General features: G+C 46.5%; 24 protein-coding genes and 2 tRNA genes. 16 read left to right on the forward strand and 10 right to left on the reverse strand.

All coding sequences use genetic code 11. The features are described from left to right. Positions 1-2: 2 nt before the first annotated feature. The 6 genes from ACFQ45_RS04040 to sthA all read left to right on the forward strand — a co-directional run bounded on the left by ACFQ45_RS04040 (position 3) and on the right by sthA (position 5,289). The gene (locus tag ACFQ45_RS04040; protein WP_377365579.1) at positions 3-665 is read left to right on the forward strand and encodes an NADH:ubiquinone reductase (Na(+)-transporting) subunit D; all 663 of its coding nucleotides are present in this window, start codon (positions 3-5) and stop codon (positions 663-665) included. Continuing rightward, positions 666-1,274: an NADH:ubiquinone reductase (Na(+)-transporting) subunit E gene (gene nqrE, locus ACFQ45_RS04045; RefSeq protein ID WP_377365581.1), complete on the forward strand. Its 609-nt coding sequence runs from the start codon at positions 666-668 to the stop codon at positions 1,272-1,274. Between the two features lie 42 nt (positions 1,275-1,316). Then, positions 1,317-2,540, forward strand: a complete 1,224-nt coding sequence (nqrF, locus tag ACFQ45_RS04050) for an NADH:ubiquinone reductase (Na(+)-transporting) subunit F (protein ID WP_377365583.1) — start codon at positions 1,317-1,319, stop codon at positions 2,538-2,540. Between the two features lie 68 nt (positions 2,541-2,608). Then, entirely contained in the window at positions 2,609-3,625 is a 1,017-nt protein-coding gene (locus ACFQ45_RS04055; protein WP_377365585.1) for an FAD:protein FMN transferase, read from the forward strand. A gap of 18 nt (positions 3,626-3,643) precedes the next feature. Then, a complete protein-coding gene (nqrM, locus tag ACFQ45_RS04060; protein WP_377365587.1) occupies positions 3,644-3,877 on the forward strand; it encodes a (Na+)-NQR maturation NqrM in 234 nt (77 codons plus the stop codon). A gap of 17 nt (positions 3,878-3,894) precedes the next feature. After that, positions 3,895-5,289 (forward strand): Si-specific NAD(P)(+) transhydrogenase, encoded by a 1,395-nt coding sequence (sthA, locus tag ACFQ45_RS04065; RefSeq protein WP_377365589.1) that lies wholly within the window; start codon positions 3,895-3,897, stop codon positions 5,287-5,289. A gap of 72 nt (positions 5,290-5,361) precedes the next feature. Here sthA and ACFQ45_RS04070 read toward each other — a convergent pair whose 3' ends face one another. Both ACFQ45_RS04070 and ACFQ45_RS04075 read right to left on the reverse strand, forming a co-directional pair. Further along, positions 5,362-5,910, reverse strand: a complete 549-nt coding sequence (locus tag ACFQ45_RS04070; protein ID WP_377365591.1) for a hypoxanthine-guanine phosphoribosyltransferase — start codon at positions 5,908-5,910, stop codon at positions 5,362-5,364. A gap of 36 nt (positions 5,911-5,946) precedes the next feature. Beyond that, positions 5,947-6,798 carry a YihY family inner membrane protein gene (locus ACFQ45_RS04075; protein WP_377365593.1) on the reverse strand — a complete coding sequence of 284 codons (852 nt, stop codon included), beginning with the start codon at positions 6,796-6,798 and terminating at the stop codon, positions 5,947-5,949. A gap of 341 nt (positions 6,799-7,139) precedes the next feature. Between ACFQ45_RS04075 and ACFQ45_RS04080 the strand changes: the two genes are divergently transcribed. From ACFQ45_RS04080 to ACFQ45_RS04115, 8 genes are all read left to right on the forward strand, one after another. Continuing rightward, a tRNA-Arg gene (locus ACFQ45_RS04080) sits at positions 7,140-7,216 on the forward strand. A 109-nt stretch (positions 7,217-7,325) separates the two neighbouring features. After that, on the forward strand, positions 7,326-8,660 hold the full coding sequence (gene tig / locus ACFQ45_RS04085; protein ID WP_377365595.1) for a trigger factor: 1,335 nt from the start codon (positions 7,326-7,328) through the stop codon (positions 8,658-8,660). Positions 8,661-8,731: 71 nt separating this feature from the next. Continuing rightward, complete coding sequence (gene clpP / locus ACFQ45_RS04090; protein ID WP_377365597.1) at positions 8,732-9,364, forward strand: ATP-dependent Clp endopeptidase proteolytic subunit ClpP; 633 nt, start codon at positions 8,732-8,734, stop codon at positions 9,362-9,364. A gap of 18 nt (positions 9,365-9,382) precedes the next feature. Next, entirely contained in the window at positions 9,383-10,666 is a 1,284-nt protein-coding gene (gene clpX, locus ACFQ45_RS04095) for an ATP-dependent Clp protease ATP-binding subunit ClpX (RefSeq protein WP_377365599.1), read from the forward strand. A 167-nt stretch (positions 10,667-10,833) separates the two neighbouring features. After that, the gene (gene lon, locus ACFQ45_RS04100; RefSeq protein WP_452600442.1) at positions 10,834-13,233 is read left to right on the forward strand and encodes an endopeptidase La; all 2,400 of its coding nucleotides are present in this window, start codon (positions 10,834-10,836) and stop codon (positions 13,231-13,233) included. Positions 13,234-13,358: 125 nt separating this feature from the next. Continuing rightward, on the forward strand, positions 13,359-13,631 hold the full coding sequence (locus ACFQ45_RS04105) for an HU family DNA-binding protein (RefSeq protein WP_115469112.1): 273 nt from the start codon (positions 13,359-13,361) through the stop codon (positions 13,629-13,631). Positions 13,632-13,638: 7 nt separating this feature from the next. Beyond that, positions 13,639-13,715, forward strand: a tRNA-Asp gene (locus tag ACFQ45_RS04110). A 75-nt stretch (positions 13,716-13,790) separates the two neighbouring features. After that, complete coding sequence (locus tag ACFQ45_RS04115; RefSeq protein WP_377365604.1) at positions 13,791-15,620, forward strand: SurA N-terminal domain-containing protein; 1,830 nt, start codon at positions 13,791-13,793, stop codon at positions 15,618-15,620. A 69-nt stretch (positions 15,621-15,689) separates the two neighbouring features. Here the strand turns inward: ACFQ45_RS04115 and ACFQ45_RS04120 are convergent, their stop codons facing one another. The 7 genes from ACFQ45_RS04120 to ACFQ45_RS04150 are packed head-to-tail and all read right to left on the reverse strand — an operon-like array spanning position 15,690 to position 23,489. Continuing rightward, on the reverse strand, positions 15,690-16,610 hold the full coding sequence (locus ACFQ45_RS04120; protein WP_377365606.1) for a Dyp-type peroxidase: 921 nt from the start codon (positions 16,608-16,610) through the stop codon (positions 15,690-15,692). A 20-nt stretch (positions 16,611-16,630) separates the two neighbouring features. Continuing rightward, positions 16,631-18,460: a BatD family protein gene (locus tag ACFQ45_RS04125; RefSeq protein ID WP_377365608.1), complete on the reverse strand. Its 1,830-nt coding sequence runs from the start codon at positions 18,458-18,460 to the stop codon at positions 16,631-16,633. After that, positions 18,454-20,172 (reverse strand): vWA domain-containing protein, encoded by a 1,719-nt coding sequence (locus ACFQ45_RS04130; protein WP_377365610.1) that lies wholly within the window; start codon positions 20,170-20,172, stop codon positions 18,454-18,456. The genes ACFQ45_RS04125 and ACFQ45_RS04130 overlap by 7 nt, the downstream gene beginning before the upstream one ends. Beyond that, positions 20,169-21,167, reverse strand: a complete 999-nt coding sequence (locus tag ACFQ45_RS04135) for a vWA domain-containing protein (protein ID WP_377365612.1) — start codon at positions 21,165-21,167, stop codon at positions 20,169-20,171. Before ACFQ45_RS04135 ends, ACFQ45_RS04130 begins: the two co-directional genes overlap by 4 nt. Next, positions 21,160-21,630, reverse strand: coding sequence for a DUF4381 domain-containing protein (locus tag ACFQ45_RS04140; protein WP_377365614.1), 471 nt, complete (start codon positions 21,628-21,630; stop codon positions 21,160-21,162). Before ACFQ45_RS04140 ends, ACFQ45_RS04135 begins: the two co-directional genes overlap by 8 nt. Then, positions 21,630-22,520, reverse strand: coding sequence for a DUF58 domain-containing protein (locus tag ACFQ45_RS04145; RefSeq protein WP_377365616.1), 891 nt, complete (start codon positions 22,518-22,520; stop codon positions 21,630-21,632). The genes ACFQ45_RS04140 and ACFQ45_RS04145 overlap by 1 nt, the downstream gene beginning before the upstream one ends. Before the next feature lie 3 nt (positions 22,521-22,523). Then, complete coding sequence (locus ACFQ45_RS04150; RefSeq protein WP_377365618.1) at positions 22,524-23,489, reverse strand: AAA family ATPase; 966 nt, start codon at positions 23,487-23,489, stop codon at positions 22,524-22,526. A 126-nt stretch (positions 23,490-23,615) separates the two neighbouring features. On the opposite strand from ACFQ45_RS04150, the gene ACFQ45_RS04155 reads away from it, so the two are divergent. Continuing rightward, positions 23,616-23,837 (forward strand): DUF2835 family protein, encoded by a 222-nt coding sequence (locus tag ACFQ45_RS04155; protein ID WP_377365620.1) that lies wholly within the window; start codon positions 23,616-23,618, stop codon positions 23,835-23,837. Positions 23,838-23,869: 32 nt separating this feature from the next. Further along, the gene (locus tag ACFQ45_RS04160) at positions 23,870-24,907 is read left to right on the forward strand and encodes a quinone-dependent dihydroorotate dehydrogenase (RefSeq protein WP_377365622.1); all 1,038 of its coding nucleotides are present in this window, start codon (positions 23,870-23,872) and stop codon (positions 24,905-24,907) included. A 61-nt stretch (positions 24,908-24,968) separates the two neighbouring features. Here ACFQ45_RS04160 and rmf read toward each other — a convergent pair whose 3' ends face one another. Next, on the reverse strand, positions 24,969-25,178 hold the full coding sequence (rmf, locus tag ACFQ45_RS04165; protein WP_377365624.1) for a ribosome modulation factor: 210 nt from the start codon (positions 25,176-25,178) through the stop codon (positions 24,969-24,971). Positions 25,179-25,196: the final 18 nt, after the last annotated feature.

Raw genomic sequence — 25,196 nt, forward strand, 5'->3', positions numbered from 1 at the left:
TCATGTCTGATGTGAAAAAGGTTCTCTTTGGACCGATTTTAGCTAATAACCCGATCGCACTTCAGATCCTAGGTATCTGTTCTGCGCTAGCGGTAACCAGTAGTTTGCAAGTAAGTTTGGTAATGTCTATGGCGGTAATCGCTGTAACCGCATTTTCCAACTTCTTTATTGCGATTATTCGTAACTACATCCCAAGCAGCATTCGTATCATCGTACAGATGATCATTATTGCCTCCTTGGTAATTGTGGTAGACCAGATTTTGAAAGCCTTTGCTTTTGAAATCAGTAAGCAGCTTTCTGTATTCGTAGGTCTGATCATTACTAACTGTATCGTTATGGGTCGTGCGGAAGCCTTCGCAATGAAAAACGGTCCTGCAATGTCGTTCTTAGACGGTATTGGTAACGGTCTTGGCTACAGTGCGATGCTGATTGTGGTGGCGTTCTTCCGTGAGTTGTTAGGTGCCGGTAAGTTGTTCGGCGTCACAATTTTCGAAACGGTTCAAAACGGTGGCTGGTACCAGCCAAACGGTTTGATGTTGCTTCCACCAAGTGCTTTCTTCGTAATCGGTCTTGTGATCTGGGCATTACGCGCCTACAAGAAAGAGCAGGTTGAAGAGCCAGAGTATAAAATCGTTGCTAACTCTCGTTCTCAGGAGGCACTCTAAATGGAACACTTTATTAGTCTATTTATTAAGGCTGTTTTCGTTGAAAACATGGCGCTTGCCTTCTTCCTAGGTATGTGTACTTTCTTGGCTTTGTCTAAGAAAGTAGAAACAGCCATTGGCCTTGGTATTGCCGTAGTTGTCGTACTGGCCGTAACGGTTCCAGTGAACAACTTGTTGTACCAAAACCTTCTAAAAGAAGGTGCATTGGATTGGGCTGGTCTACCAAATGTTGACCTGAGTTTCTTGGGGCTATTGAGCTACATCGGCGTTATCGCTGCATTGGTTCAGATTTTGGAAATGACGTTAGATAAATACATGCCAGCGCTATACAGTGCATTAGGTGTGTTCTTGCCTTTGATCACAGTAAACTGTGCCATCATGGGTGCGTCTTTGTTCATGGTAGAGCGTGACTACAATTTCAGTGAAAGTGTGGTTTACGGCGTAGGCGCTGGTGTCGGTTGGGCATTGGCAATCGCTGCGCTAGCTGGTATCCGTGAAAAGCTTAAATACTCAGATGTGCCAGCAGGTCTGCGTGGTTTGGGTATTACGTTCATCACCGTTGGTCTGATGAGCTTGGGCTTTATGTCATTTTCTGGTGTGCAGCTTTAATCGCTGCACAGTTGGGACAACCAAGAAGAAGGTTTAACTAACATGAACTTAGAAATCATTCTAGGTGTTGTGATGTTTACCGCCATCGTGCTGGCGCTAGTTGCGATCATTTTGTTCGCGCGCGCTCGCTTGGTGAGCAGCGGTGATGTGACAATACGTATTAATGGGGAAAAAGAAGTGACAGCACCAGCAGGTGGTAAGTTACTTCAAACCCTAGCTAACAGTGGTATTTTCTTATCGTCAGCTTGTGGTGGCGGTGGTACCTGTGCCCAGTGTAAGTGTAAGGTGCTAAGCGGTGGCGGCTCTATGTTGTCTACTGAGCAATCACACTTCACCCGTCGTGATGAGAAAGAAGGTTACCGTCTATCCTGTCAGGTTTCTGTTAAGCAGGATATGGACGTTGAAGTTCCTGAAGAAGTGTTCGGTGTAAAAGCTTGGGATTGTACTGTTGAGTCCAACCCTAACGTTGCTACCTTCATCAAAGAGTTAACGCTTCGCCTGCCTGAAGGTGAAAACGTTGATTTCCGTGCTGGTGGTTATGTTCAGCTTGAAGCGCCAGCACATACTGTGAACTACAAAGACTTTGATATCCAAGAAGAGTACCGTGGTGACTGGGATCACTTTAACCTTTGGAAATTTGTTTCTAAGGTTGATGAAACCATTATCCGTGCCTACTCAATGGCGAACTACCCAGAAGAGAAGGGCGTTGTTAAATTCAACATCCGTATCGCTTCACCGCCACCAGGTAAGGATGATGTGCCACCAGGTCAGATGTCTTCTTATGTGTTTAGCCTTAAACCAGGCGACACAATTAAAGTATATGGTCCATTCGGTGAGTTCTTTGCCAAAGACACAGATGCAGAAATGGTCTTCATCGGTGGTGGTGCCGGTATGGCGCCAATGCGCTCTCATATCTTCGACCAGCTTAAGCGTTTGAATTCTAAGCGTAAGATTTCGTTCTGGTACGGTGCTCGTAGTTTGCGCGAAGCCTTCTACACAGAAGAGTACGATATGCTTCAAGAAGAGAACGAGAACTTCGTTTGGCATTTGGCTCTGTCTGATCCGCAACCAGAAGATAACTGGGAAGGTAAGACTGGCTTTATTCATAATGTGCTGTATGAAAACTACTTGAAAGATCACCCAGCACCTGAAGATTGTGAGTTCTACATGTGTGGACCTCCAATGATGAATGCCTCAGTAATTAAAATGCTGGAAGACCTAGGTGTCGAGAAAGAGAATATTCTTCTTGATGACTTTGGTGGTTAGCATTGACTGAAGTAAAGACCCACCTCGGTGGGTCTTTGTTTTTTCTTCCTCTGAGTGTTTGTTGATTTATGCGAAACAAATTTTTACTGGTTCTAGTGGCTGTTGTCCTAGCGACTATTCTTTATAAAGCGGTATCCTTCACTCCTGAGCTTACGAGCTTTTCTGGCCCTACTATGGGGACAACCTATACCGTTAAATATGTCACAGCGGCTGATGTAGCAAGTCGTGAAGAATTAAAATCAGATGTGGATGAAATCTTAGTTCGAGTGAACAAGCTAATGTCCACATACGATCCAAATTCAGAGCTTTCCCTTTTTAATAAACTGCCTGCGCAATCAACAGAAGAAGTCTCGAAGGACTTGGCGTATGTAGTAGACGAAGCTTTGAAGATCAGTCGTATTACGAATGGTAAATACGATGTGACCGTCGGTCCTCTAGTTAACCTATGGGGCTTTGGGCCAGGTAAGCACAGAGATACTGTGCCAAGCGACGAGGAAATTGCTCAAGCACAATCACGTGTAGGCTATTCTCACTTGCGTTTGGAAGGTCAAGAATTATCGAAATCCGCTGAAGTGTATGTGGACCTCTCGTCTATCGCTAAAGGCTTTGGTGTCGATGAAGTTGCTCGAATACTGAAAGAAAATGGTGTGAACAATTTCCTAGTTGAAGTGGGTGGCGAAATTCGTGCTTCCGGCACAAAATTAGGCGATGAACCTTGGCAGATTGGGGTTGAGAGCCCTGCTGGAGGCCACAACATTGCACAACGAGTAATAGAAGCGGACAATGTAGCTATTGCTACATCTGGAGATTACCGCAACTATTTTGAAAAAAATGGTGTGCGCTATTCCCACACAATCGATCCAACAACGGGTAAACCTATTACTCACAGATTGGTTTCTGTCACGGTGGTAGATGCGAACACTACTAGGGCTGATGGCCTAGCAACGGCCATCACAGTGTTGGGGCCAGAGGCTGGTCTGGAATTCGCCGAGCAGCATGACATCGCCGCGTATATGTTGGTGAAAGAAGATTTTGGTTTTACTGAGCAGTATTCCGCTGCATTTGCGCCGTATATCCAAGAATAGACGGCAAGAGAGGTAATTATGACGACAGTATTAATTGTATTTGCATGCATGGTCGCCGTGGTGACTGCCATGGCTGTTGGTGTCCTAATGGGACGTAAGCCGATTTCTGGCTCATGTGGTGGCATGAGTGCATTGGGCATGGAAGTAGCCTGTGATATCTGTGGTGGCGACAAAGGGAAGTGCGAAAAAGAAACTAAAAAAGTTCGAGCTCAGGTCTCTACGGATGACCAATTTTACGACGCAACTAAATAAACGAGGTTAATGATCATATGACGACTAGGCATTATGATGTCGTGGTGCTAGGTACTGGCCCTGCAGGAGAAGGTGCTGCGATGAACGCAGCGAAAGCCGGTAAAAAAGTTGCGGTAATCGAAGCAAGTCCAAGAGTGGGGGGGAGTTGTACCCACCTAGGGACAATCCCTTCTAAAGCATTGCGTCATGCGGTTAAAGAAATCATCGCCTTTAACACCAATCCTATGTTCCGTGATATTGGTGAGCCTCGTTGGTTTTCTTTTCCTAAAGTTCTGGATCGTGCAAACCGAGTCATCGATAAGCAAGTTCTGGGTCGTACGGAGTATTACGCTCGCAACCGTATTGATGTGTATTTTGGTCTCGGTAAGTTTAAGGATGCGAATACCATTGAGGTAAATACCTACGAGAAAGGTCCAGAAGAGTTGGTGGCTGATAAGGTCGTGATTGCAACGGGCTCTCGTCCTTACCGTCCTGCAAACATTGATTTTACCCATCCTCGTATTTACTGTTCTGACAGCATTCTATCCTTAAGTCATACGCCTCGCTCTTTGATCATTTATGGTGCAGGTGTTATCGGTTGTGAGTATGCGTCTATCTTCTGTGGCTTGGGTGTGCGTGTTGAATTGATCAACCCTGGTAAGAAATTGCTAAGCTTCCTGGATGATGAGATCACTGATGCGTTAAGTTATCACCTTCGTGATGGCGGTATCTTGATTCGTCATAATGAGACTTTTGACTCAGTAGAAACCAATGACCGTGGTGTTGTCATGCACACAACTTCTGGTAAAAAGCTTCGTGCTGATGCGTTGTTGTTCTGTAATGGGCGCTCTGGTAACACAGATGGGTTGGGGCTGGAAAATATCGGGCTAGAAACCAACTCTCGTGGTCAGTTGGCTGTAAATGACACCTACCAAACTGCAGTTGAAAACGTTTACGCAGCAGGTGATGTGATTGGTTGGCCAAGCTTGGCAAGTGCTGCATACGACCAAGGTCGTTCTGTGGCGGCTAATATGTTGGGCTTGGAAGGTGGTCATTTTATTTCAGAAGTACCAACGGGGATTTATACCATTCCAGAAATCTCATCTGTCGGTAAAACCGAGGCTGAGTTGACCTCTGAAAAAGTGCCTTATGAAGTAGGTCGTGCCTTCTTCAAAAACACGGCACGTGCCCAAATTACTGGGGAAGCGGTCGGTATGCTTAAGATTTTGTTCCATCGTGAGACCCTTGAGATTCTAGGGATCCATTGTTTTGGTGACCAAGCATCAGAGATTGTCCACATCGGACAAGCGATTATGAAGCAGCCAGGTGAGTTGAATACATTGAAGTATTTCTTGAATACAACATTCAACTATCCAACCATGGCAGAAGCCTACCGTGTCGCCGCATTAAACGGTTTTAACCGAGTGTTCTAATGGGTTTTAGATCTAAAAAAGCGCCTCTAGGGCGCTTTTTTTGTGGCTGGTTAACTGTAAGGAAGTTAACTGCTATTTGCCTTTTACTGCATATATGGCTTGTAGGTTTCTGAAATAACCTTGGTAGTCCATGCCATAACCAAAGATAAAGCGATCCTCAACGTCGAGGCCGTTATAGTCGGGACGCATTTCTACTTTTCTATCGTGCAGTTTATTGACTACGGTAGCCGAATAGACATTTTTGGCACCACTTTCTTCGAACCATTTAACAATGGCTTCTAGGGTGTGGCCCTGATCAAAGATGTCATCAACGATGAGAACTTCACGATCTTCAAACTGGGACTGGGGAAACTTGGTCCATTTTAAAGCGCTGCCAGTCGTTTCCATGCCATAGCGGCTGGCATGGACATAGTCCAGCTCAAGGGGGAACTGAAGGCGCTGAAGTAGGGCTGCGGTTGGCAATAAGCCGCCGTTCATAACGCAAATAACAACAGGGAGCTTGTCTGAAAGATCCTCGGTTATTTGTGCTGCCATCTTGTCAAGGGCGTCATTTAGCTCTGCTTCAGAAATTAAGCAGTCTGCGTCTTCCAGTATGGCGTTAAGTTCGTCGATATTATGCATATTTATTCAGGAATTTATTATGGAAAGTTTGACCGATCATTCTAACTCATCCGTCTTGGGTTGGCGATTTAATTTGTGGAGCGTTGCGTTCAGGCTCACAGACAATAATATGATCAGCCAACTGAACTGCAACCAGATTAAGAAAATCGGCAACGCAGCAAAAGTACCGTACACAACTTGGTAATTGGCAAAGAATTGCGCGAAATTACCAAACAGGGTATTCAAAATTGAGATGCCGATTGCGCCAACGACTGCTGATGCGCAGGTTAGTTTAAGCTGTACTTCTGCATTAGGGGTTAGAAAGTTGATGGTAAACAGCAGTAAGAAGTAAATAACATAGCTACCTAAATCGAAGGCTTTAGATAATAGATTTGGGAGCTCAATTCCCTTAAGTTCATAGGACAATATGGTGCCGTATAGGCTCATGGAAACTGCCAGTAAAATAGGACCTAAAGTTAAAATTGCCCAATAGGTTAAAAGACGCTCACGAATTTTACGCTTACGTTTAATGCGCCAGATGGCCTGAACGGACCCTTCGAAGCTATTAAGTAATAAGAGCGCCGTGAATATTAATGTCACTATGCCGGCTGCAGGAAGGTTTTTGGCTTGTTCAGAAAATTCAACCAAATAGGGGATGACGGTATCGCTGCTTCCGGGGGCGAGGTGCTGTTCTACAAAGCCAACGAATGCATCTTGCATGTCACCCATGGCTGGGGTTAAACGCAAAATACCAAACACAATAGTAATAATGGGCACGGCAGCCAGTAATGAGGCAAGGGTTAAATGGGCAGCCCGAAGGCTGACAGATTGGCGCAGTGCTCTTAACCAAACAATCCGAATGAGATGGTACAGCTGTAAGGTTGCTTTTTTGGCGTTTTTGACCTGCATTGTCATCTCCATCGAGGGGGGAATTCTATTCTATATAAGAAGACTCTAGGGGGCTATTGTGTAAGAAAAAAGGCGAACGCACACAAATAGTGCAAGTTGAAAAAAAGTGTTCCATTTTGGTTGCGTAGGCTCGGGGGGTGGGCTATTATTCGTCTTGTTCCTTTTGTGATATTTGTACTGTGAATGACTAAGTGATTGCTTAGACCCATTCTCGGTTCCTTGGTGACGATAAGTCATACAATATCTTTTAGCCCAGCTTTGCTGGGCTTTTTTATGCCTATCAGTTGACGATTGTTATTCGTTCCCTATAATAGCGCGTCACTATTTGTGATGTAGTCATTGCGCCTGTAGCTCAGTTGGATAGAGCATCCCCCTTCTAAGGGGATGGTCGGGGGTTCGAATCCCTCCAGGCGTGCCAATTACATTACAGTAAACAATTTTTTGGTCTTGTTGACTGAGCTTTAAAGTAAGTCGTGAATGTTCGCGGCGGCGTCAACAAATAAAGCACGTTCCCAAGAGGAAGTTTTATGCAAGTTTCTGTAGAGACAACGTCTCCAATCGAACGCGTTCTTACTATTAGCGTTCCTGCTGCACGTATTGATGAAAAAGTTAGCTCTGAAGTAGCTAAAACTGCGAAAACAGTTCGCATTGATGGTTTCCGTAAAGGCAAGGTGCCTGTAAGCGTTGTTAAAAAACGTTTTGGTCAGAGCATCCGTTTGGAAGCTGTTGAGCAAATTATGCGTGACGCTTACGTAGAAGCGATCCAGGCTGAGTCCATCCAGCCAGCGGGCATGCCTTCAATTGAACCTAAAAACATCGCTGAGGGCGCTGATCTAGAGTTCACTGCTAAGGTAGAAGTTTACCCAACAATCGAACTTGCAGATGCTTCTAAAATTGAAGTTCAGCGTGTTGTTTCTGAAGTAACAGAAGCAGACGTAGACACTATGCTAGAAACTTTGCGTAAGCAAAATGCTGAGTGGACTGCTGTTGATCGTGAAGCGAAAGATGGCGATCAAGTTACTATCGACTTCGAAGGCTTCCTAGGTGATGAAGCGTTTGATGGGGGTGCAGCACAAGGTCACAAGCTTGTAATCGGTTCTAACACTATGATTCCAGGTTTTGAGTCTGGTGTTGAGGGTATCAAAGCAGGTGAAGAGCGTACTATCTCTGTTACCTTCCCTGAAGAATACCAAGCTGAGCATCTAGCGGGTAAAGAAGCGACTTTCAAAATCACTGCACACGAAGTGGCTGAGCAAGTATTGCCTGAATTAAACGACGAGTTCGCAGGCAAGTTTGGTATGGAAGACGCGACAGTTGCGGGTCTTCGTGCAGAAGTTCAAAAGAACATGGAACGCGAACTGAACCAAGCGATCAAAGCTAAGTTGAAAAACTCTTTGTTCGATCAGTTGGCTGCATTGAACCCAGTTGAAGTGCCTTCTGCTTTGGTTGATCAAGAAGTTGATGGTCTTCGTAAGCAAGCAGCGCAGCAATTCGGTGGTGCTCAAGGTTTTGATGCGTCTCAATTGCCTGCTGAGTTATTCACTGAAGAAGCCACTAAGCGTGCTAAACTAGGTCTTTTGATCTCTGAAGTGATCCAAACGAACGAATTGAAAGTAGAAGATGATCGTGTACGTGCTTTCTTGGAAGAAATGGCGCAAGCTTACCAAGAGCCACAACAGGTTGTTGATTTCTACCTAAACAACAAAGAGCAGCTAGCTCAAGTTCAATCCGCTGTACTTGAAGAGCAAGTTGTTGATAAACTGCTAGAAAGCGCGAAAATCACTGAAGTAACGCTAGGTTACGAAGATGCTATCAAGCCAGAAGCTCCCGCTGCAGAAGCAGAAGAGACTGAAGAAGCGTAAGCTCAGCTTATAATTCTCACAGGCCGGTATAGCGCACGTTATACCGGCCTTTTTGTTTTAAGGAATAGGATATGAATTTAACGACCCCTACAACTGGCCCCGTTGCAATTACCAGTAATGGCCTAGTCCCTATGGTTATCGAACAAACGGCACGCGGTGAGCGTTCGTTTGATATTTACTCTCGTCTTTTAAAGGAGCGCGTTATCTTCCTAGTGGGTCAAGTGGAAGATCATATGGCGAACCTTGTTGTTGCTCAGCTCTTGTTTTTGGAGTCTGAGAACCCAGATAAAGATATTCACCTTTACATTAACTCTCCAGGTGGTTCAGTAACGGCAGGTATGTCTATTTATGACACTATGCAGTTTATCAAACCAGATGTGAGCACTATGTGTATTGGTCAAGCGGCTAGCATGGGCGCGTTGCTGTTAACGGCCGGTGCTGAAGGTAAACGCTACTGCCTACCTAACTCTCGTGTGATGATTCACCAACCGTTAGGGGGCTACCAAGGTCAGGCCTCTGATATTGAGATTCACACTCGTGAAATCTTGGGTATTAAGCACCGATTGAACGAGATTATTGCTCATCATTCAGGCCAGCCAATTGAGAAAGTTGCTCAAGATACGGACCGTGATAACTTTATGAGCCCAACATCGGCTAAAGAATATGGTCTAATTGACGACATATTAGAAAAACGCGAAGTATAAATTAAAGGGTGGACTTGAATGTCTGATGATAAATACAGCCGAGGTGACCACTCTGATCGGTTGCTGTACTGCTCTTTCTGTGGCAAGAGCCAAGACGAGGTCAAGAAGCTCATTGCTGGGCCTTCTGTCTACATCTGTAACGAGTGTGTTGACCTGTGCAATAACATTATTACTCAGGAATTGCTCCAAGGTGATGGGGAAACTGAGTCAAGCGATGAGTTGCCAACACCAGCAAAATTAGCAACCTCCTTGGATGATTACGTTATTGGTCAAGAGCGCGCTAAGAAGGTGCTCGCTGTGGCGGTGTATAACCACTACAAGCGTTTGCGCCATCAAGGTACGGCGAACCGTGAAGTGGAGCTGGGTAAGAGTAACATTCTACTTATTGGTCCAACGGGTAGTGGTAAGACACTGTTGGCACAGACGCTTGCGCGAGTTTTGGACGTACCATTTACGATTGCTGATGCGACGACTTTGACCGAAGCGGGTTACGTTGGTGAGGACGTTGAAAACATCATCCAGAAGTTACTGCAAAACTGTGACTACGACGTAGATAAAGCGCAACGTGGCATCGTATACATTGATGAGATCGATAAGATTTCTCGTAAGTCTGATAACCCTTCAATTACCCGTGACGTGTCCGGTGAAGGTGTTCAGCAGGCGTTACTTAAGTTGATCGAAGGTACCGTTGCTTCTGTTCCGCCTCAAGGTGGCCGTAAGCATCCTCAGCAAGAGTTTGTTCAGGTTGATACCTCTAACATCTTGTTTATTTGTGGCGGTGCGTTTGCAGGCTTAGAGCGTGTGATCAGTGATCGAACAGAGAAGAGCAGTATCGGGTTTAAAGCAACGGTTAAGAGCAAGGAAGAAAATCGTTCCTTCTCTGAGTCCATTCACCAGGTTGAGACAGAAGATTTGGTTAAATTTGGCCTGATTCCTGAGTTTGTGGGTCGTTTGCCTGTTGTGGCGACTTTATCTGAACTAGATGAAGAAGCTTTGATGACGATCTTGAGTCAGCCAAAGAATGCTTTGACTAAGCAATACCAGCATCTATTTGAGTTAGAAGGGGTAGAGCTAGAATTTACTGAAGACTCTCTACGTGAAGCAGCCCATCTTGCCCTAGAGCGTAAGACAGGGGCTCGTGGCTTGAGAAGTATTCTTGAATCCTCTCTATTAGAATGCATGTTCGAGCTGCCTAATCGTACAGATGTGGCTAAGGTCGTGATGGATGGTCCTTCAATCCGTGGTGACTCTGCACCGCTCATGGTGTTAGAAAAAGAGCTAAAAGACGGCTCAAACGGTTAACTTCTGCACACAATTTGCCCGCGTCCCCTTGGCGCGGGCAAATTTTTCTCACTTCTCCTGCTTTTCTTCGAATAACTGACTGCACACGCTTGCATTTTGGTGCCGTTGACCTTATCTCTAAATTAATAAGCAAAGTCACTCATCATCAGACCAACGATGATGTTCAGTTGGAAAATATTATGTCTGATTCAGTATTTTTACCTATGTTGCCGTTGCGGGATGTGGTTGTTTATCCCCATATGGTGTTGCCCTTGTTTGTCGGTCGTAAGAAATCGATTGCAGCCCTAGAAACCGCAATGGACGATGACAAGCTAGTATTTCTAGTTGCCCAGCAAGATGCGTCAAAAGATGATCCTAAGAAAGATGATCTGTACACAATCGGTACAGTGGCTAAGGTTATTCAGTTGTTGCGTCTTCCTGATGGCACAGTAAAAGTCTTAGTAGAAGGCCAGTATCGTGCTGAACTTCAACAGTTGAGTGAAGGGGATGAATTCGTTTCCGCTACGGTTGAAGCCTTGCCAGAGACCCAAGATGACGAGTCCGAATACCCAGCGATCCGCAACGCTCTAATTAAGCAACTTGATGAGTATGTTGCTGGCAGTAAGCGTATCCCTAGTGAAGTGGTTACGTCGTTGAAATCCATCGATGACTTGTCAAAGCTGATTGATTCTATTGCTGGCCATATGAGCCTTAAGCTTGAGGATAAGCAGCGTGCCCTTGAAATCGGTTCCCTTATCGAGCGTGGCGAGCATTTGATGGGACTAATGGATGGCGAGCTAGACATTGCTCATCTTGAGAAAAGCATCCGTAGTCGCGTTAAGAAGCAGATGGAAAAGAGTCAGCGTGAGTACTATCTGAATGAGCAAATGAAAGCGATTCAGAAAGAGCTAGGTGATATGGATGAAGGCAGTAATGAACTGGATGTACTGCAAGAAAAAATCACCGAAGCCAAGATGACTCAAGAGGCGACTGAAAAAGCCGAAGCAGAGCTTAAGAAGCTTAAAATGATGTCGCCTATGTCTGCGGAAGCCACTGTGGTGCGCGGCTACATTGATTGGTTGATTTCCTTGCCTTGGTCTAAGCGTTCAAAGGTGCGTAATGACCTAGCTTACGCAGAAAAAGTGCTCAACGAAGATCACTTCGGTTTAGACGATGTGAAAGAGCGAATCTTAGAATTCTTAGCCGTGCAACAGCGCGTTAAAAAGGTCAAAGGGCCTGTGTTGTGTTTGGTTGGGCCGCCAGGGGTCGGTAAAACATCTCTAGGGCAATCTATTGCGCGAGCTGTGAACCGTAAATACGTTCGTATGGCTTTGGGTGGCGTCCGTGACGAAGCGGAAATTCGTGGTCACCGTCGTACTTACATTGGCTCTATGCCGGGTAAATTGATCCAAAAATTAGCCAAAGTAAAAGTGAAAAACCCTCTTTTCTTATTGGACGAAATTGACAAGATGGGTATGGATCAACGGGGCGATCCTGCATCAGCGCTGCTTGAGGTGCTTGATCCTGAGCAAAATCATACGTTTAACGACCATTACCTAGAGGTGGACTACGATCTGTCTGATGTGATGTTCATCTGTACTTCGAACAGTATGAATATCCCTGGGCCTCTGTTGGATCGTATGGAAATTATCCGTATTCCGGGTTACACGGAAGACGAGAAATTGAACATTGCTAAGCGTTATTTGTTGCCGAAACAGGTAAAACAAAGTGGTTTGAAAGACAAAGAAATCGATGTTTCTGATGAAGCCTTAATGGATGTGGTGCGTTATTACACCAAAGAGGCTGGTGTTCGAGGCCTTGAGCGCGAGTTGAGCAAAGTTTGTCGTCGTGTAGTGAAGCAGCAGGCGTTAAGTAAGAGTAAAGAAGCAGTAAAAGTAACGTCCGAAAATCTGGAAGACTACTGTGGTGTGCGTAAGTTTAGCTACGGCAAAGCAGAAGACAACAACCAAATTGGGCAAGTAACAGGTCTTGCTTGGACGTCTGTCGGTGGTGAGTTATTGACCATTGAGGCGGCAGGTGTTCAGGGTAAAGGTCGTCATGTTAAAACGGGCTCCTTGGGCGATGTTATGCAGGAGTCTATCCAAGCGGCACTAACGGTTGTACGCAGTCGTGCTGCCGGTTTGGGTATTGATGAGGACTTCCATGAGAAGGTGGATTTGCACCTTCACGTGCCTGAAGGTGCGACGCCTAAAGATGGCCCTAGTGCGGGTATCGCCATGTGTACGGCCATTGTCTCTGTGTTGGCGAAAGTGCCTGTGAAGGCTTCTGTGGCCATGACGGGTGAAATTACCCTAAGAGGGGAAGTATTACCCATTGGTGGCCTGAAAGAAAAGCTTCTGGCTGCCCATCGAGGAGGTATTAAAACTGTATTGATACCGAAAGAAAACACTCGAGACTTGAAAGAAATTCCTGACAATATCAAAGCGGATTTGGACATTGTGCCAGTAAAATGGATCGATGAGGTACTTGACGTTGCTTTAGAGTACGTTCCTTCACCAAAAAGCGCGGAAACTGTGTCAGGAAAGGAAAAAACTGTTGATGAACAAGAATCTGTAAGTCATCATTAGTGCAAACCCTGTGTTGACAGGGCCTAGGAAGGGCTTGTATAAATGCTCATCTTGTTGGCTGTTTTGTTTTTTGGCCAGATTTTAGAAATACAATGGAACCACGGAAATTACTAAAGGGGTAGAACGTGAATAAATCAGAACTGATTGATGCAATTGCCACGTCCGCAGATTTATCTAAAGCAGCGGCAAGCAACGCACTAGATGCAACTTTGACTGCAATCGAAGAAGCTCTTGCTAAAGGCGACCAAGTTACTCTAGTTGGCTTTGGTACTTTTGCTGTTAAAGAACGTGCGGCACGCACTGGTCGTAACCCACAGACTGGTGAAGAGATCCAAATTAAAGCTGCTAAGGTTCCTAGCTTCAAAGCCGGTAAAGGCCTTAAAGACGCAGTAAACTAATGATTCAGGAGCGGTAGTTCAGTTGGTTAGAATACCTGCCTGTCACGCAGGGGGTCGCGGGTTCGAGTCCCGTCCGTTCCGCCATTAGAGCAAAGAGGTGTGTTCCCAGCGGAATGCACCTTTTTTGTTATAACAATACAAGTTTCTAGGGTAGGCAAGATGCTCCAAGATATAAGAGACAAGTCACAAGGTATAGTTGTTAAAGTAATCATCGGTGTTGTCATCGTGACTTTTGCTCTATTCGGTGTTGAGGCGTTGGTACAAAGCTTCACATCTACTGACACCGTAGCCGAAGTGGACGGTAAGGAAATAACCCGTACGCAGCTACTTCAAACTGCTGAAACCCAGCGTAGACAATTGATTTCCATGATGGGTGGGCAGATTGATCCTGCCATGCTAGAAGAGAACGCTCTTCAGCGCCGCGCTCTGGATGAACTGATTCAGCGAGCTGTAATGACCAATCAAGCTGAAGCGTTGAATCTTGGAGTGTCTGATGCTCAAGTGGATGCTTACCTGCTGCAAGCAGAGCAGTTTCAAACTAATGGTCAGTTTGATCAAAACAAATACCTTAACTTTATTCGTTCCTTGGGCTTTACGCCTTTAGCGTTTAAAGAGCGAATCAAACAAGACGTGTTAATTCAACAGGCTCGTAATGCAGTGGCTGGTACAGAATTTGTTTTGCCAAGCCAAGTCGATGCCATTGTTACCTTGCAGAATCAAAAGCGTAGTTATGATTACATCCGCTTCTCTTTGGCTGATAAGGCTGAGTCTGTGTCGGTGACAGATGAAGAACTTCAAGCATACTACGATGACAATCAGGCAAGCTTTATCTCTCCTGAGCAGGTTAAGTTGGACTATGTGACAATTTCTGTCGCAGATCTTGAAGACAGCGTCTCTGTGACGGATGCAGAGCTACAAGATGCTTACCAAGCTCGTGTCGCTAACTTCGGTGGTGAAGAGCGTGAAGCGTCTCATATTTTGATTGACACATCATCTCGTTCAGACAGTGACGCCCAAGCCCTGGTAGAAGAAATCAAGGGTAAGCTTGACGCGGGTGAGTCTTTCGCTGATCTAGCGGCACAATACTCAGATGACTTGGGTTCCAAAGAAAACGGTGGTGACCTAGGTTATGTGGCCCGTGGCATCATGGTTGAGCCATTTGAGGACACCTTATTCGCAATGAATGAGGGGGATATCGCTGATGTGGAAACTGAATTTGGTTATCACATTATTAAGCTAAATCAGATCCATGAAACCGAAGCGCCTTCTATCGATGAATTGCGTGATGAGTTAATGGTGGATTTGAAAGCAGAGAAAGCAAAAGATCAGCTGTTTAATGAACACGAAAACATCACTGACTTGGCCTATGCGAGTGACCGCTTAGATGCGCTTGCAAATGAGTACGGTGTATCAGTATTAACCAGTGACTACTTTGGTCGTGATGGTGGTGTTGATGAGATTACTAGTGCTCCTGCTGTAATTGCCGCGGCATATAGCCCTCTAGTTCTGGAAGATAATCAAAACAGTGATCTGATTGAGCTAAGCGATGAGCAAGTCGTGGTGATTCACTTGAATGATCATCAGCCTTCTGCCCCACAAAGCTTTGAACAGGCCAAAGAAGCCATCACATCCATTGTTGTGCAGCAAAAGGCTCTAGAGGAATTGCGAGCAGAAGCGGAACAAGCTTTGGCGTCAGGCAATGGTGACTGGACAAGCGTAGACATGGCTGAACGTGGTCAAGATGAAGTGACAAGTCTAGCTTTCACTTTGCCACATCCACAGGCCAGTGAACCTGTGACTGCGGTTGAGGATGCGCCAAATGGTGATGTGGTTGCGTTCCGTCTGACTGCGGTAGAGCAAGGCGATGAGGTGGTAGAGGATTCCCAGCGCGAAATCTACCAAAACTACCTTTCTCAAACTCTTTCTAGTATGGCCTTAGGTGCTCAACAATCAATGGTGAAAAACCAAGCAGAGATTGAGAGAAACTAAGCGGTATTTAGAGATAAAAAAACCACGCAATTGCGTGGTTTTTTTTGCTTTGCTTTTAGAGTACTTGGATTAAGCTAGGGCTTTTAAAAAGCTAATCGATGGAATAAAAAACGCACTGCCAGCGGTCGCATTAGTGTACTTCATAAGATGATCCACATTGCCATCTTCATCTCCTTCAATCATGCTTTGAAGCATGCGATCAAAGATGCTTGGCGTACGAGAGTAGCTGGCAAATACTAGTCCTTGCTCCTGCAGATCACCAAAAGGCATGCTGTGTCGCAAAATCTCCAGGGAATTGCCGTTATCATCCTTTAAAGAGGTACGCTTAGTATGGGCGTGCACTGACTTATCTGCAGAGGCGTACTCTTCGTTGTCGTATTTTGTGCGGCCATAGGTATCTTCTTGGTCTTTTAAATCTACAGTATTCCACTTCGCTAGGTTGTGGGTGAATTTCATGTAGTTCAAGTATGAGCCACCCAAATGTGCAGAATCTTCTTCGCCTACCAAGGCGACGTCTTTCCTGTCTTCCCCTTGAGGGTTCTCTGTGCCATCCACGAAACCAGTAAAATCTCGGTTATCTAGGTATTTGAAGCAGTTTGTTTGCTGTGAAAAGGTGACACTGTCCGCAAATGACTGGAACAATTTGAGGGCAAGGGTGTGTGTAGCATCGTGACGCATGGATCTAATATGCAGCACTATATCGTGGGCCTCATCCGAGACGGAAAGTAACTCACCAGAAAAGCTTGGAAAGGGGGCTAATTCAGCAGGTTTGGCTTCTGCCATGATGCGTTCCCACCCATGGCATGAAAATCCGATGGCTGCGTGTAATTCAGTATCAGGAAATTGCTGCTGAATGGATTCAATGAGTGCTGGGGCTGTACTTAGGGCTTTGCGCAATTGTGCTTCTTTGCCCGGTGCCGCATTGAGTAGGATAAAGGTCGCATCGCTTGACGGTTCGGCAACAATACCAGTTTGGAAATCTATGGTCATTACTGACGACTCCTCGTTCGTTAAAAGTTTGGATAAAGTGTTTTAAGTTGGCTTGCCTGAGACGGTTTGCTTTGTCCTGTGGCATATTCTACTAATACGTCACCAAGGGCTTGTCCGTCCCAACTGTGGGCCGCTGAATTTGAATACATGACTAACTCGGCCTCCATTAAAAGTTGTGTCAGGCGAGGGTTGTTAGCCAATCGTTTGATGTCTTCGACGCCGCGAATGGTGCTGTCGCCCCAACGATGTCGTGCCCACTCCAGTAGGCACGGGCGCAATCTTCCGAGATCGTTTGTACGGCAACTGGTGAGTAGTTGTTGAAACGCAGCGTCTTCACTATTAGAGGTTAATGGTGCGAATTCTTGCAAAGTGGGTACTGAGTTTGATGCGCTGTCTATTTGTTTTCGTTTGTAGATCAATATTGCGCCGATTAGACCGATAGCACCAATTCCAATCAAGCCAAGTGCTAACCAGACGATCCAAGAAGATTGGGATTCAGGCGTGTCAATGACGACTTCCATTGGAGCGGGCTCATTAGGGTCTGCAATACTTGGGACTGGAGGCTTGGTTTTGGTCAATGAAATAGGTGCCACCGACTGGCTTGATTGAGTGGGTGCTGTGCTCTCAGGTGTGTTGACTTCAGCTGGTTCAGTCTCAGGCGCTGATGAATCACTTTGAGGGATGGAATTGGGCAATGGAGCAACTTCCAAGGTGTTGGTATTAGCGGTCACCGTCTTGATTGCGCGCTCTGTTGGGTCCCAGTAAGTGACTGTGACTGGAGGCAAGGTGAGTTCTCCAGCTTGTGTAGGCACAACTTCTATGTCGATACTTTGGCGGCCCATGATGCCTGCGGAGCTTTTACTGCTGTCGAAAACAGGAGAGGTGGGGTACAGCTTATAAGCCCGAGTGCTATCAAAACTCAAAGTGGGAAGTTGTTCCCCAAGCACCCCTTGGGCGGTTAGGCTGATGTTCCAGTTTAAAGTATCCCCAACACGAGGGTCAGTTAGGGTGGTGGTCAATTGAGATTTAACTGCTACCGCATCGGTTGGTAGCCAGTTCGTATTGCCATAGGACGCGGGAATAGGTAACACATCCAAGGTGATGGGTGTGCTTTTTACGCTCACTAGGCGTCGTCCAGAGCCGGTATTCAGTGTGCCTTCAACGCTCTGATTAATGAGCTCCAAAGTTCCACTGCGTTGGGGAAAGGCGACGTATTCTCTGGTCAGTACTTGGTAAGAGGTGCCATTGATTTCTTCGTAACGAATTTGGTCGTCAGATAAGCGCTCTAGCAGTAAGTTAGGGTGATTTGGTGTGGTGAGCTTGGCATTCTGCAATGTGGCGGCACTGTAGAGCTCAAGGGTCAAGATCACTTGTTGCTGTACATAGGGTTGTAATTCGTCGGTTTTAAACCGCAGCATGACTAGTGGATTGCCGTTTGGGTCTGTCATTTGTCTGGCAGGACGAACTTCTAGAAAAAGCGGCTCTGACTCCTGGTCTCCCACGGGAATAGGTGGGATTTCAAAGGTGCCCACCGATTTAGGTTTCAATGAAACCACCCAAAAACTGAGGGCTTGGTTGGTACCAAGGTTGAAGCTGAACTGGCTGTTTTGGCTTTTAGAAAGCACGTCAAAGTCACGTTTTAACGCTGAAAAGTCTGGCCCTGATCCGGTATCACTGAAGTTGGCTCGCACGGTAAGTTTTACGATTTCATTTTCGGCTACTGTGGTTTTATCAAGAGCTGCAGTAACTTCATCAGCTGTGGCAAGTGGCGTCCACAGGATTAGGGCTAACAAGGTAAGGAGTGTTAGTAAAAGGGGGTTAGTAGGATAGAGGCGAGAGCGCACTACCATGGTTGCATACCTTCTTCTTCGTTAAAGCGATTTTCGTTCCGTCGTTCTTGGTGCAAATACCATAGCTTCCTTTGTAACAGGGTCCCAGGATCATCTTGAATTTGGCGTAGCCATTGATCCAAAGCTTGTTGAGTTTCTTGTGACGATGACATGTCTTGGGAGCTATTGTCCTGTTCTGTTGAGGAACTAGATTGATTATCCTGATTTAAAGGATCTTTGTCTTGTGTTTGCGACTGTGTGTCTTGATTTTCATCCTCAGACCTTGGGTTGTCTTTTGAGTTTTGCTGAGTCTTATCCGGGGTATTTTGCTGTTTATTCTGTTGATTCCCCTGTTGATTGTCCTGCTCTTGTTGCTGTTTCTGCTGTTCTTTTAGATCCTGTAAATACTCTAGGTTTTGTTGGGCTTCTTTGAAATTTGGCTTTTGCTTTAAGGCACTTTTATAGGCTTCGATGGCGTCATCAAGGTCGCCTTTCAGGGCCAATGCATTGCCTAGGTTGTAATATTCTTCAGGAGAGTGTGCGAACTCTCGAAGTAACTCGGCTGCGCTGTCGTAATCTTCTGTGGCATAGTGGCTGGCGGCTTTCCAGTTTGGGTTCTCAAACAGCGCCCGTGCTTCCTCCCAATCCCCAAGGTTGACGGCCTCTTGTGCCTTTTGATCAGGTGTTTTAAACCAGTCCATGGGTGTCGCTTTCCCCTGTTGTGGGAGCAAGGGGAGAGCCACTAAAAATACAAATAAGGCACGGGTTTTAAACTGCCAAAGCATCCAAAGTAGAAACGGTAGAGCGAACCATTGGCCTTGCTCATTCCAAGTGACGCCCAAGACACCGGAATCTTTGGCATCGCGTGCATCACTGAAATCTGATGATTGGCTGATGGTTTTCAAGTCGGTAGGGGTTAAATCATGAGTATAAAAATTCCCACCTATGTTGTTGGTTGCTTGTTGTATTTTTTCCACTGGTGTTTTGGCAAGGATGGGAAAGCCATTGCGACGCAGAGTTTCTCCATTGGGTACTCTTATGTTAGCGCCAGCTTCTGTGCCGAGGGCGATGACATCAAACTTCAAGTTAGAAAGCCTTCCATTGTCCTCCATAAATGCTGCATCTTGATCGTTTAGTTCGTCTGTAATCGCGATAATGTGAGCGTTAGTATCCGTAGGGTCTAATAGCCCAGTGGCAAGTTCTAGCCCCTTATGAAATTGGCTCCCGTAAAGGGGCATAATGACCGGATCCAATGCCACTAAAAAGTGGATTAATGTCTGTTTGTCTTGGGTAAATGGGCTGATGACATAGGCGTCCCCGGCAAATGCGACTAAGGCGAATTCACCTTCCATGTCTTGATTCAAGATGTCCCGTAAGATTTGTTTGGCTTTGGTTTGTCGATTCGGTCGAACATCTGTTGCGTACATGGATAGGGATTGATCCACCACAAAAATAGTTTTGTTGGGGGCCACGTAAAGCGGTGTACTGCTTTTGTCAAAACTAATGCCACTGAGGCCAAGGCAGAGCAGTAAGCTTGATAATATGCCCAACCATTTATTGAGATTATGTCCTTTATGCTCATGGGTGAGATGCACAAGTAAGTGCGGCGCTATCAGTTGTTTAAGGCCTTGATGGGTTGCTTTCATTGTAAAAAGCACCCCGAGTAACCCTACGATAGGTATTAAGAGAAGCCATTCAGGGCGAGTGAAGTGCACCAAGTTAAATAGGGTCATGGCGTCTGCTGCCTCCTTAAGCGCACTGAGCCACTGGCTAGTAGCGCTCCCCCTGTTAACAGCAGGGCTAACAATCCAAGCCAATGAAATAGTGTGGTAACAGGGCGCTGTAGGGTGTCTATGCCTGGCGTAGGTTCTAATTGATCGAGTATCTGGTAGATGTCAGCCAGTTCTTCGGTACTGCGGGCGCGAAAAAAGCGGCCCCCCGTTAACTCGGCAATATTTGTCAATAATGGTTCATCTAGGTCGCTAGAAGGGTTGACCGTTTTGGGGCCAAAAAAACCTTGCACTGTCATTTGTTCCGCACCAATCCCAATGGTGTGTACGGTGACATTTTCTTGGGCTGCGAAGTTGGCCGCTTGCAGAGGGCTAACACGGCCAGCGGTATTGGCTCCATCAGTCATTAGAATGAGTACTTTTTGGTCGGCAGGTTTGTCCTCTAGGCGTTTCATTCCAAGACCGATGGCATCACCAATGGCGGTCTGCTCTCCGGCGAAGCCAATCTGGGTTTCCTGAACCAGTTGATTAATAGTGGCTAGGTCATAACTTAGTGGTGCCTGCAGGTAAGCTTTACTACCGAATACGATAATCCCCACACGATCCCCACGTCGCTCCTGGATAAAATCACTTAATACCGATTTTGCTGCCATAAGACGGTCCGCAGGCCGGTCGTTTAACACCATATCTGTCACTTGCATGCTGCCTGATAAATCCAGTGCAATCAGGATGTCGCGGCCTGTTGGGGGGATATGGGTGGGTTCTCCAAGCCATTTAGGGCCCGTAATCGCAAAGATTAGAGAGATCCAGGCACCCAAAAAACATATCAAGCTCATCTTATGGGTCGTCTGCTTTTTGGCGCTGCTGGCGGTGTAGAGTTGTTGGGCAAAGCGCCATTGTAGGGCTTCCGTTTGCTTACTAACTCGTGCTCGCGTCCAGAGCAATAACAAAGGGGTTGGCATTAGCAGCAGCGCCCACGGCCATTGCAGCTCAAGCATGGTGCCTCCTTAGCCAGTGCTGGGTGGTGCGTAAAACCTGTTCATGCTGATCAGAAGTTAACTGAACCCCAGGTCGATATAGGCCCTCATTCAGAAGCGAGGAAATATTTACTAAAGGGTATTTATGATGGGCCTTATCTTGATCTAGTTGCTGACATAGGGAGTCAATGGGCAAACTGGCTAGGTCGCTCTTACCCTCGGTTAAAAGTGTACGTCGAATGGCCTCGAGACAAGTGCTGCATAGGTCTTTGGAGGTTTGATTGGAGTGCAACGCTTTCACCAGTGTCAGGGCATCCGTTCGATAGCGGCGTTTTATGTGGCGGCGAATCCATACCCTGCTTAGTGCGATCAGGCATACTATAAGGCCAGCGACAATCAGCCAAAACCACCAAACTGGCGGCCACATGGCAATGGGATCGGGCAGTATGTAAGCTGTGTTGGGTAATTCTATTTTAGGATTCATTAGTGAATGACTCCTAAATGCAGTAACTCCCTTGCGATCGCAATGGGGGAATGGTTCACATCAAACAATAGACGGCGAACGCCGATGGCACTTAACTCACCATTAAATTGTTGCTGTTTAATGGCATAACGTTCCCCTAAGCGCGCCATTTCCTGAGCGTTTACCCTTAAAGCTTTTGGGCCTTGTGGTGTTTTAAGGGTATACGCACCGGAAGGAAGCTTAAAAGTTTGATCATCTTCCAGCGATACCCAGTAAACCCGGTTATGACGGGCCATGTGTGTTAAAACCTGTCGGCTTTGATCGCTCAAATTTAAATGATCGCTCAATATCACCACCGAGCAGCCACGGGTGCCTGTATTGGCCTCTAATTCCAGCAAAGGCGCAGCTTCTTCTATCCGATCGAGCATTGTGCAGTCTGCAAGTTCTAAGGAAAAGCGATGCCAGTCTTTTACTTGGGGAGCGTTGAAGCGAAATGGAATGTTCAGTTCAAGTTGCTCTCGCTTTGCTTGACAGCGCCAGCCAATCAGTGCGGCAAGCTGGGCAAACCGAGTGCTGATAAAGGTTGTTTGGGTGCCAAAGTAAGCGTCTCTAGACAAGGCGAGAATCACCAATGTTTTGGGTTCTCTTTCTTCGGTGTAAACCCGCGCATGAGGGGCGCCTGTTCTGGCCGTGACTCGCCAATCAATATGGCGAACTTCGTCACTGGCATGATAGGGGCGAATCTCATAAAGCTCTAAGCCATGGCCTTTACGCTTGCTGAGACGGTCCCCTGCAAGGGTTTTAGCTTGGGCTTGCAGCTTGGCTTTTCCTAAAGCTTGAGCATAGGGAGCCAGGGCGCGAAGGTCTTCTCCACTTAGCTCTGGAGACGGTGGACTAGTAAAGTCGGTCATCGATCACAACACCGGAACCTTGTTGAGGATCATGTTAATGATTTGCTCTACATTGATGTTCTGGGCGCTGGCTTGGAAGGACAGCAAAATACGGTGGCGCAACACGCCATGGGCGACCGCTCGAACATCATCAGGTGTGACATAATCCCGCCCCGAAATCAAAGCATGGGCCCTAGCACAACGGTCTAAGGCAAGAGTGGCTCGGGGGCTGACCCCATATTCGATCAGAGACGCAAAAGCACCTTCGTCTTCAAAATAAGGTGTAGGGTGACGAGTAGCTGTGACTAAATACACAATGTACTGCTCTACGGATTCAGCCATATAAATCTCTAAGGCGGCTTTCTGTAAAGCTTGGATGTCCGCTTGGCTCACTTGGGCCGTTATTGAGTGGCTTTGGACGCCTTTGTCTTGTTCACGTACCAAGCGCATAACCGCTAACTCAGACTCCAGATCTGGGTAACCTACTTCTAGCTTCATGATAAAGCGATCCAGTTGCGCTTCTGGCAAAGGGTAGGTGCCTTCTTGTTCAATAGGGTTTTGCGTGGCAATGACAAAAAACAAGTCGGATAGGGTGTAAGTGCTATTGCCTACCGTGATCTGGCGCTCTCCCATGGCTTCCAATAAGGCGGACTGTACCTTTGCAGGCGCACGGTTGATCTCATCGGCAAGCACTATATCGTGCATGATGGGGCCTGGAACGAATTTAAAGGCGGCGGTCTCAGGTTGATAAATTTCGGACCCCGTCACATCACCCGGTAGTAAGTCTGGGGTAAATTGAATGCGTTGAAAACTTGCGCTAATAGCCTTGGCTAAGGCTTTTGAGGCGGTGGTTTTTGCGATCCCTGGCGGTCCCTCTAGTAATACATGTCCTTTGGCGATCAGTGCGACAAGCAGATCGGTAAGTAAGGCTTCTTGGCCGACAATAGCGTGTTTTAAATGATCTTTTAGACGGTCTACAACTGCTTCCATACAAGGTTGGCCTTTATACTTCTGTCAATAAATGAAACGAGGCAATATAATACGCATCATAATATCCAAGATGAAACCTGCACCACAAGCAGGAGCTTGTATCAGAAAGCGTTAAACGGAATCTTCATGGCAAAAATCACAATTGGTGTCAGCCTTACTGCCAGTCAGTATGAAGAAATGTACCGCGGCTCAAAAAAACACGTTATTGCATACAGTTCGGACGGCAGAAGAGTGCGTTTGCCTTTGTTAGTCTTCCAGAAGTTTATTACCCACGAGGGATTGCATGGCATTTTTGAGGTGGAGTTTGACGAACATAACAAGCTGGTTAATCTTGAAAAACGACATTAACCCAAACACAGAGTTACCATTAGGCAGCCCATATGTATAACCTAGCGCGTTCGCTACTTTTTAAGCTTGATCCTGAAGTCTCCCATGAATTATCTCTTGATATGTTGGGGGCGGCATCACGATTAGGTGTGACTTCCTTGTTCAAAAAGGAACAAGTAACGCAATCAGTGAATGTCATGGGGCTAAACTTTCCCAATGCGGTGGGATTGGCTGCGGGACTGGACAAAAACGCCGATGCTTTTGAAGCATTAGGGGCTTTGGGGTTTGGTTTTGTGGAAGTGGGTACAGTGACGCCAAAGGGTCAATCAGGCAATCCTAAGCCTCGTTTGTTCCGTTTGCCGGAGCACGAGGCCATCATTAACCGCATGGGTTTCAATAACAAGGGCGTGGAGCATATGTTGTCCCGCATCCGCCAGCATAGTTACAAGGGTATTTTAGGGGTCAATATTGGTAAGAACCTGACCACCTCTGTGGAAGACGCCGCCGCTGATTATTTGACCTGTCTAGAGCAAGTGATTCCTTTTGCGGATTACATTACTGCAAACATCAGCTCCCCGAATACGCCTGGATTACGTACTTTACAGTTCGGTGAAAGCTTAGCGGAGTTGATCCAGCCTTTAGTGGAAGCCAAAAATCGTTACGCTGAAGAACATGGCCGTGCGGTGCCATTGGCAGTCAAAATCGCTCCTGACATGACAGATGATGAAATCAAGCTTGTGGCAGATACCTTGATGGAGCAAAAAGTGGACGGCATCATTGCCACGAATACCACCTTGTCCCGTGATGCGGTCATGGGGCATGTCCATGCTGCTGAGGCGGGCGGTTTAAGTGGTGCGCCAGTGCGCGATGCGTCTACCCATGTGGTTCGTGTCTTGTGTGACCACCTTCAGGGAGAGCTGCCAGTGATCGGGGTGGGCGGTATTTTGTCTGGCTCTGACGCGGTTGAAAAGTTGCAAGCCGGGGCGAAGCTGGTTCAGTTGTATTCTGGCTTTATCTACCGTGGTCCTGAGTTGGTTCGAGAGTCAGTGACCGCCACGGACGCCTATATCAGACAGCAAAACTTGGCTTAGGGTATAAAACAAACGAAAAAGGCCAGATGATTCTGGCCTTTTTCTTAAAGAATTTGGGTGTTTACTGAGAAAAAGTTGCGGCTTTATAGGTGCCGTCAACGGGGGTTAAGCCATTCCACATGTCTTCTCGACCTTCTCGCCATCCGGCTAACCAATCTGGGCGCGCAGTAACATGGCACGTCTCTGAAAGGGCTTTTGAACGACCTGCCATGCCTGCACGGTAGCCACGAACATAAGCTCTTTGATGAAGATCTCGTTTTTGTTTCTTCATGTATTGTTTCCTCTCAGT

The organism is Rhodanobacter aciditrophus, assembly GCF_042679525.1.
In the GTDB taxonomy this organism is placed as follows: domain Bacteria; phylum Pseudomonadota; class Gammaproteobacteria; order Pseudomonadales; family Marinomonadaceae; genus Marinomonas; species Marinomonas aciditrophus.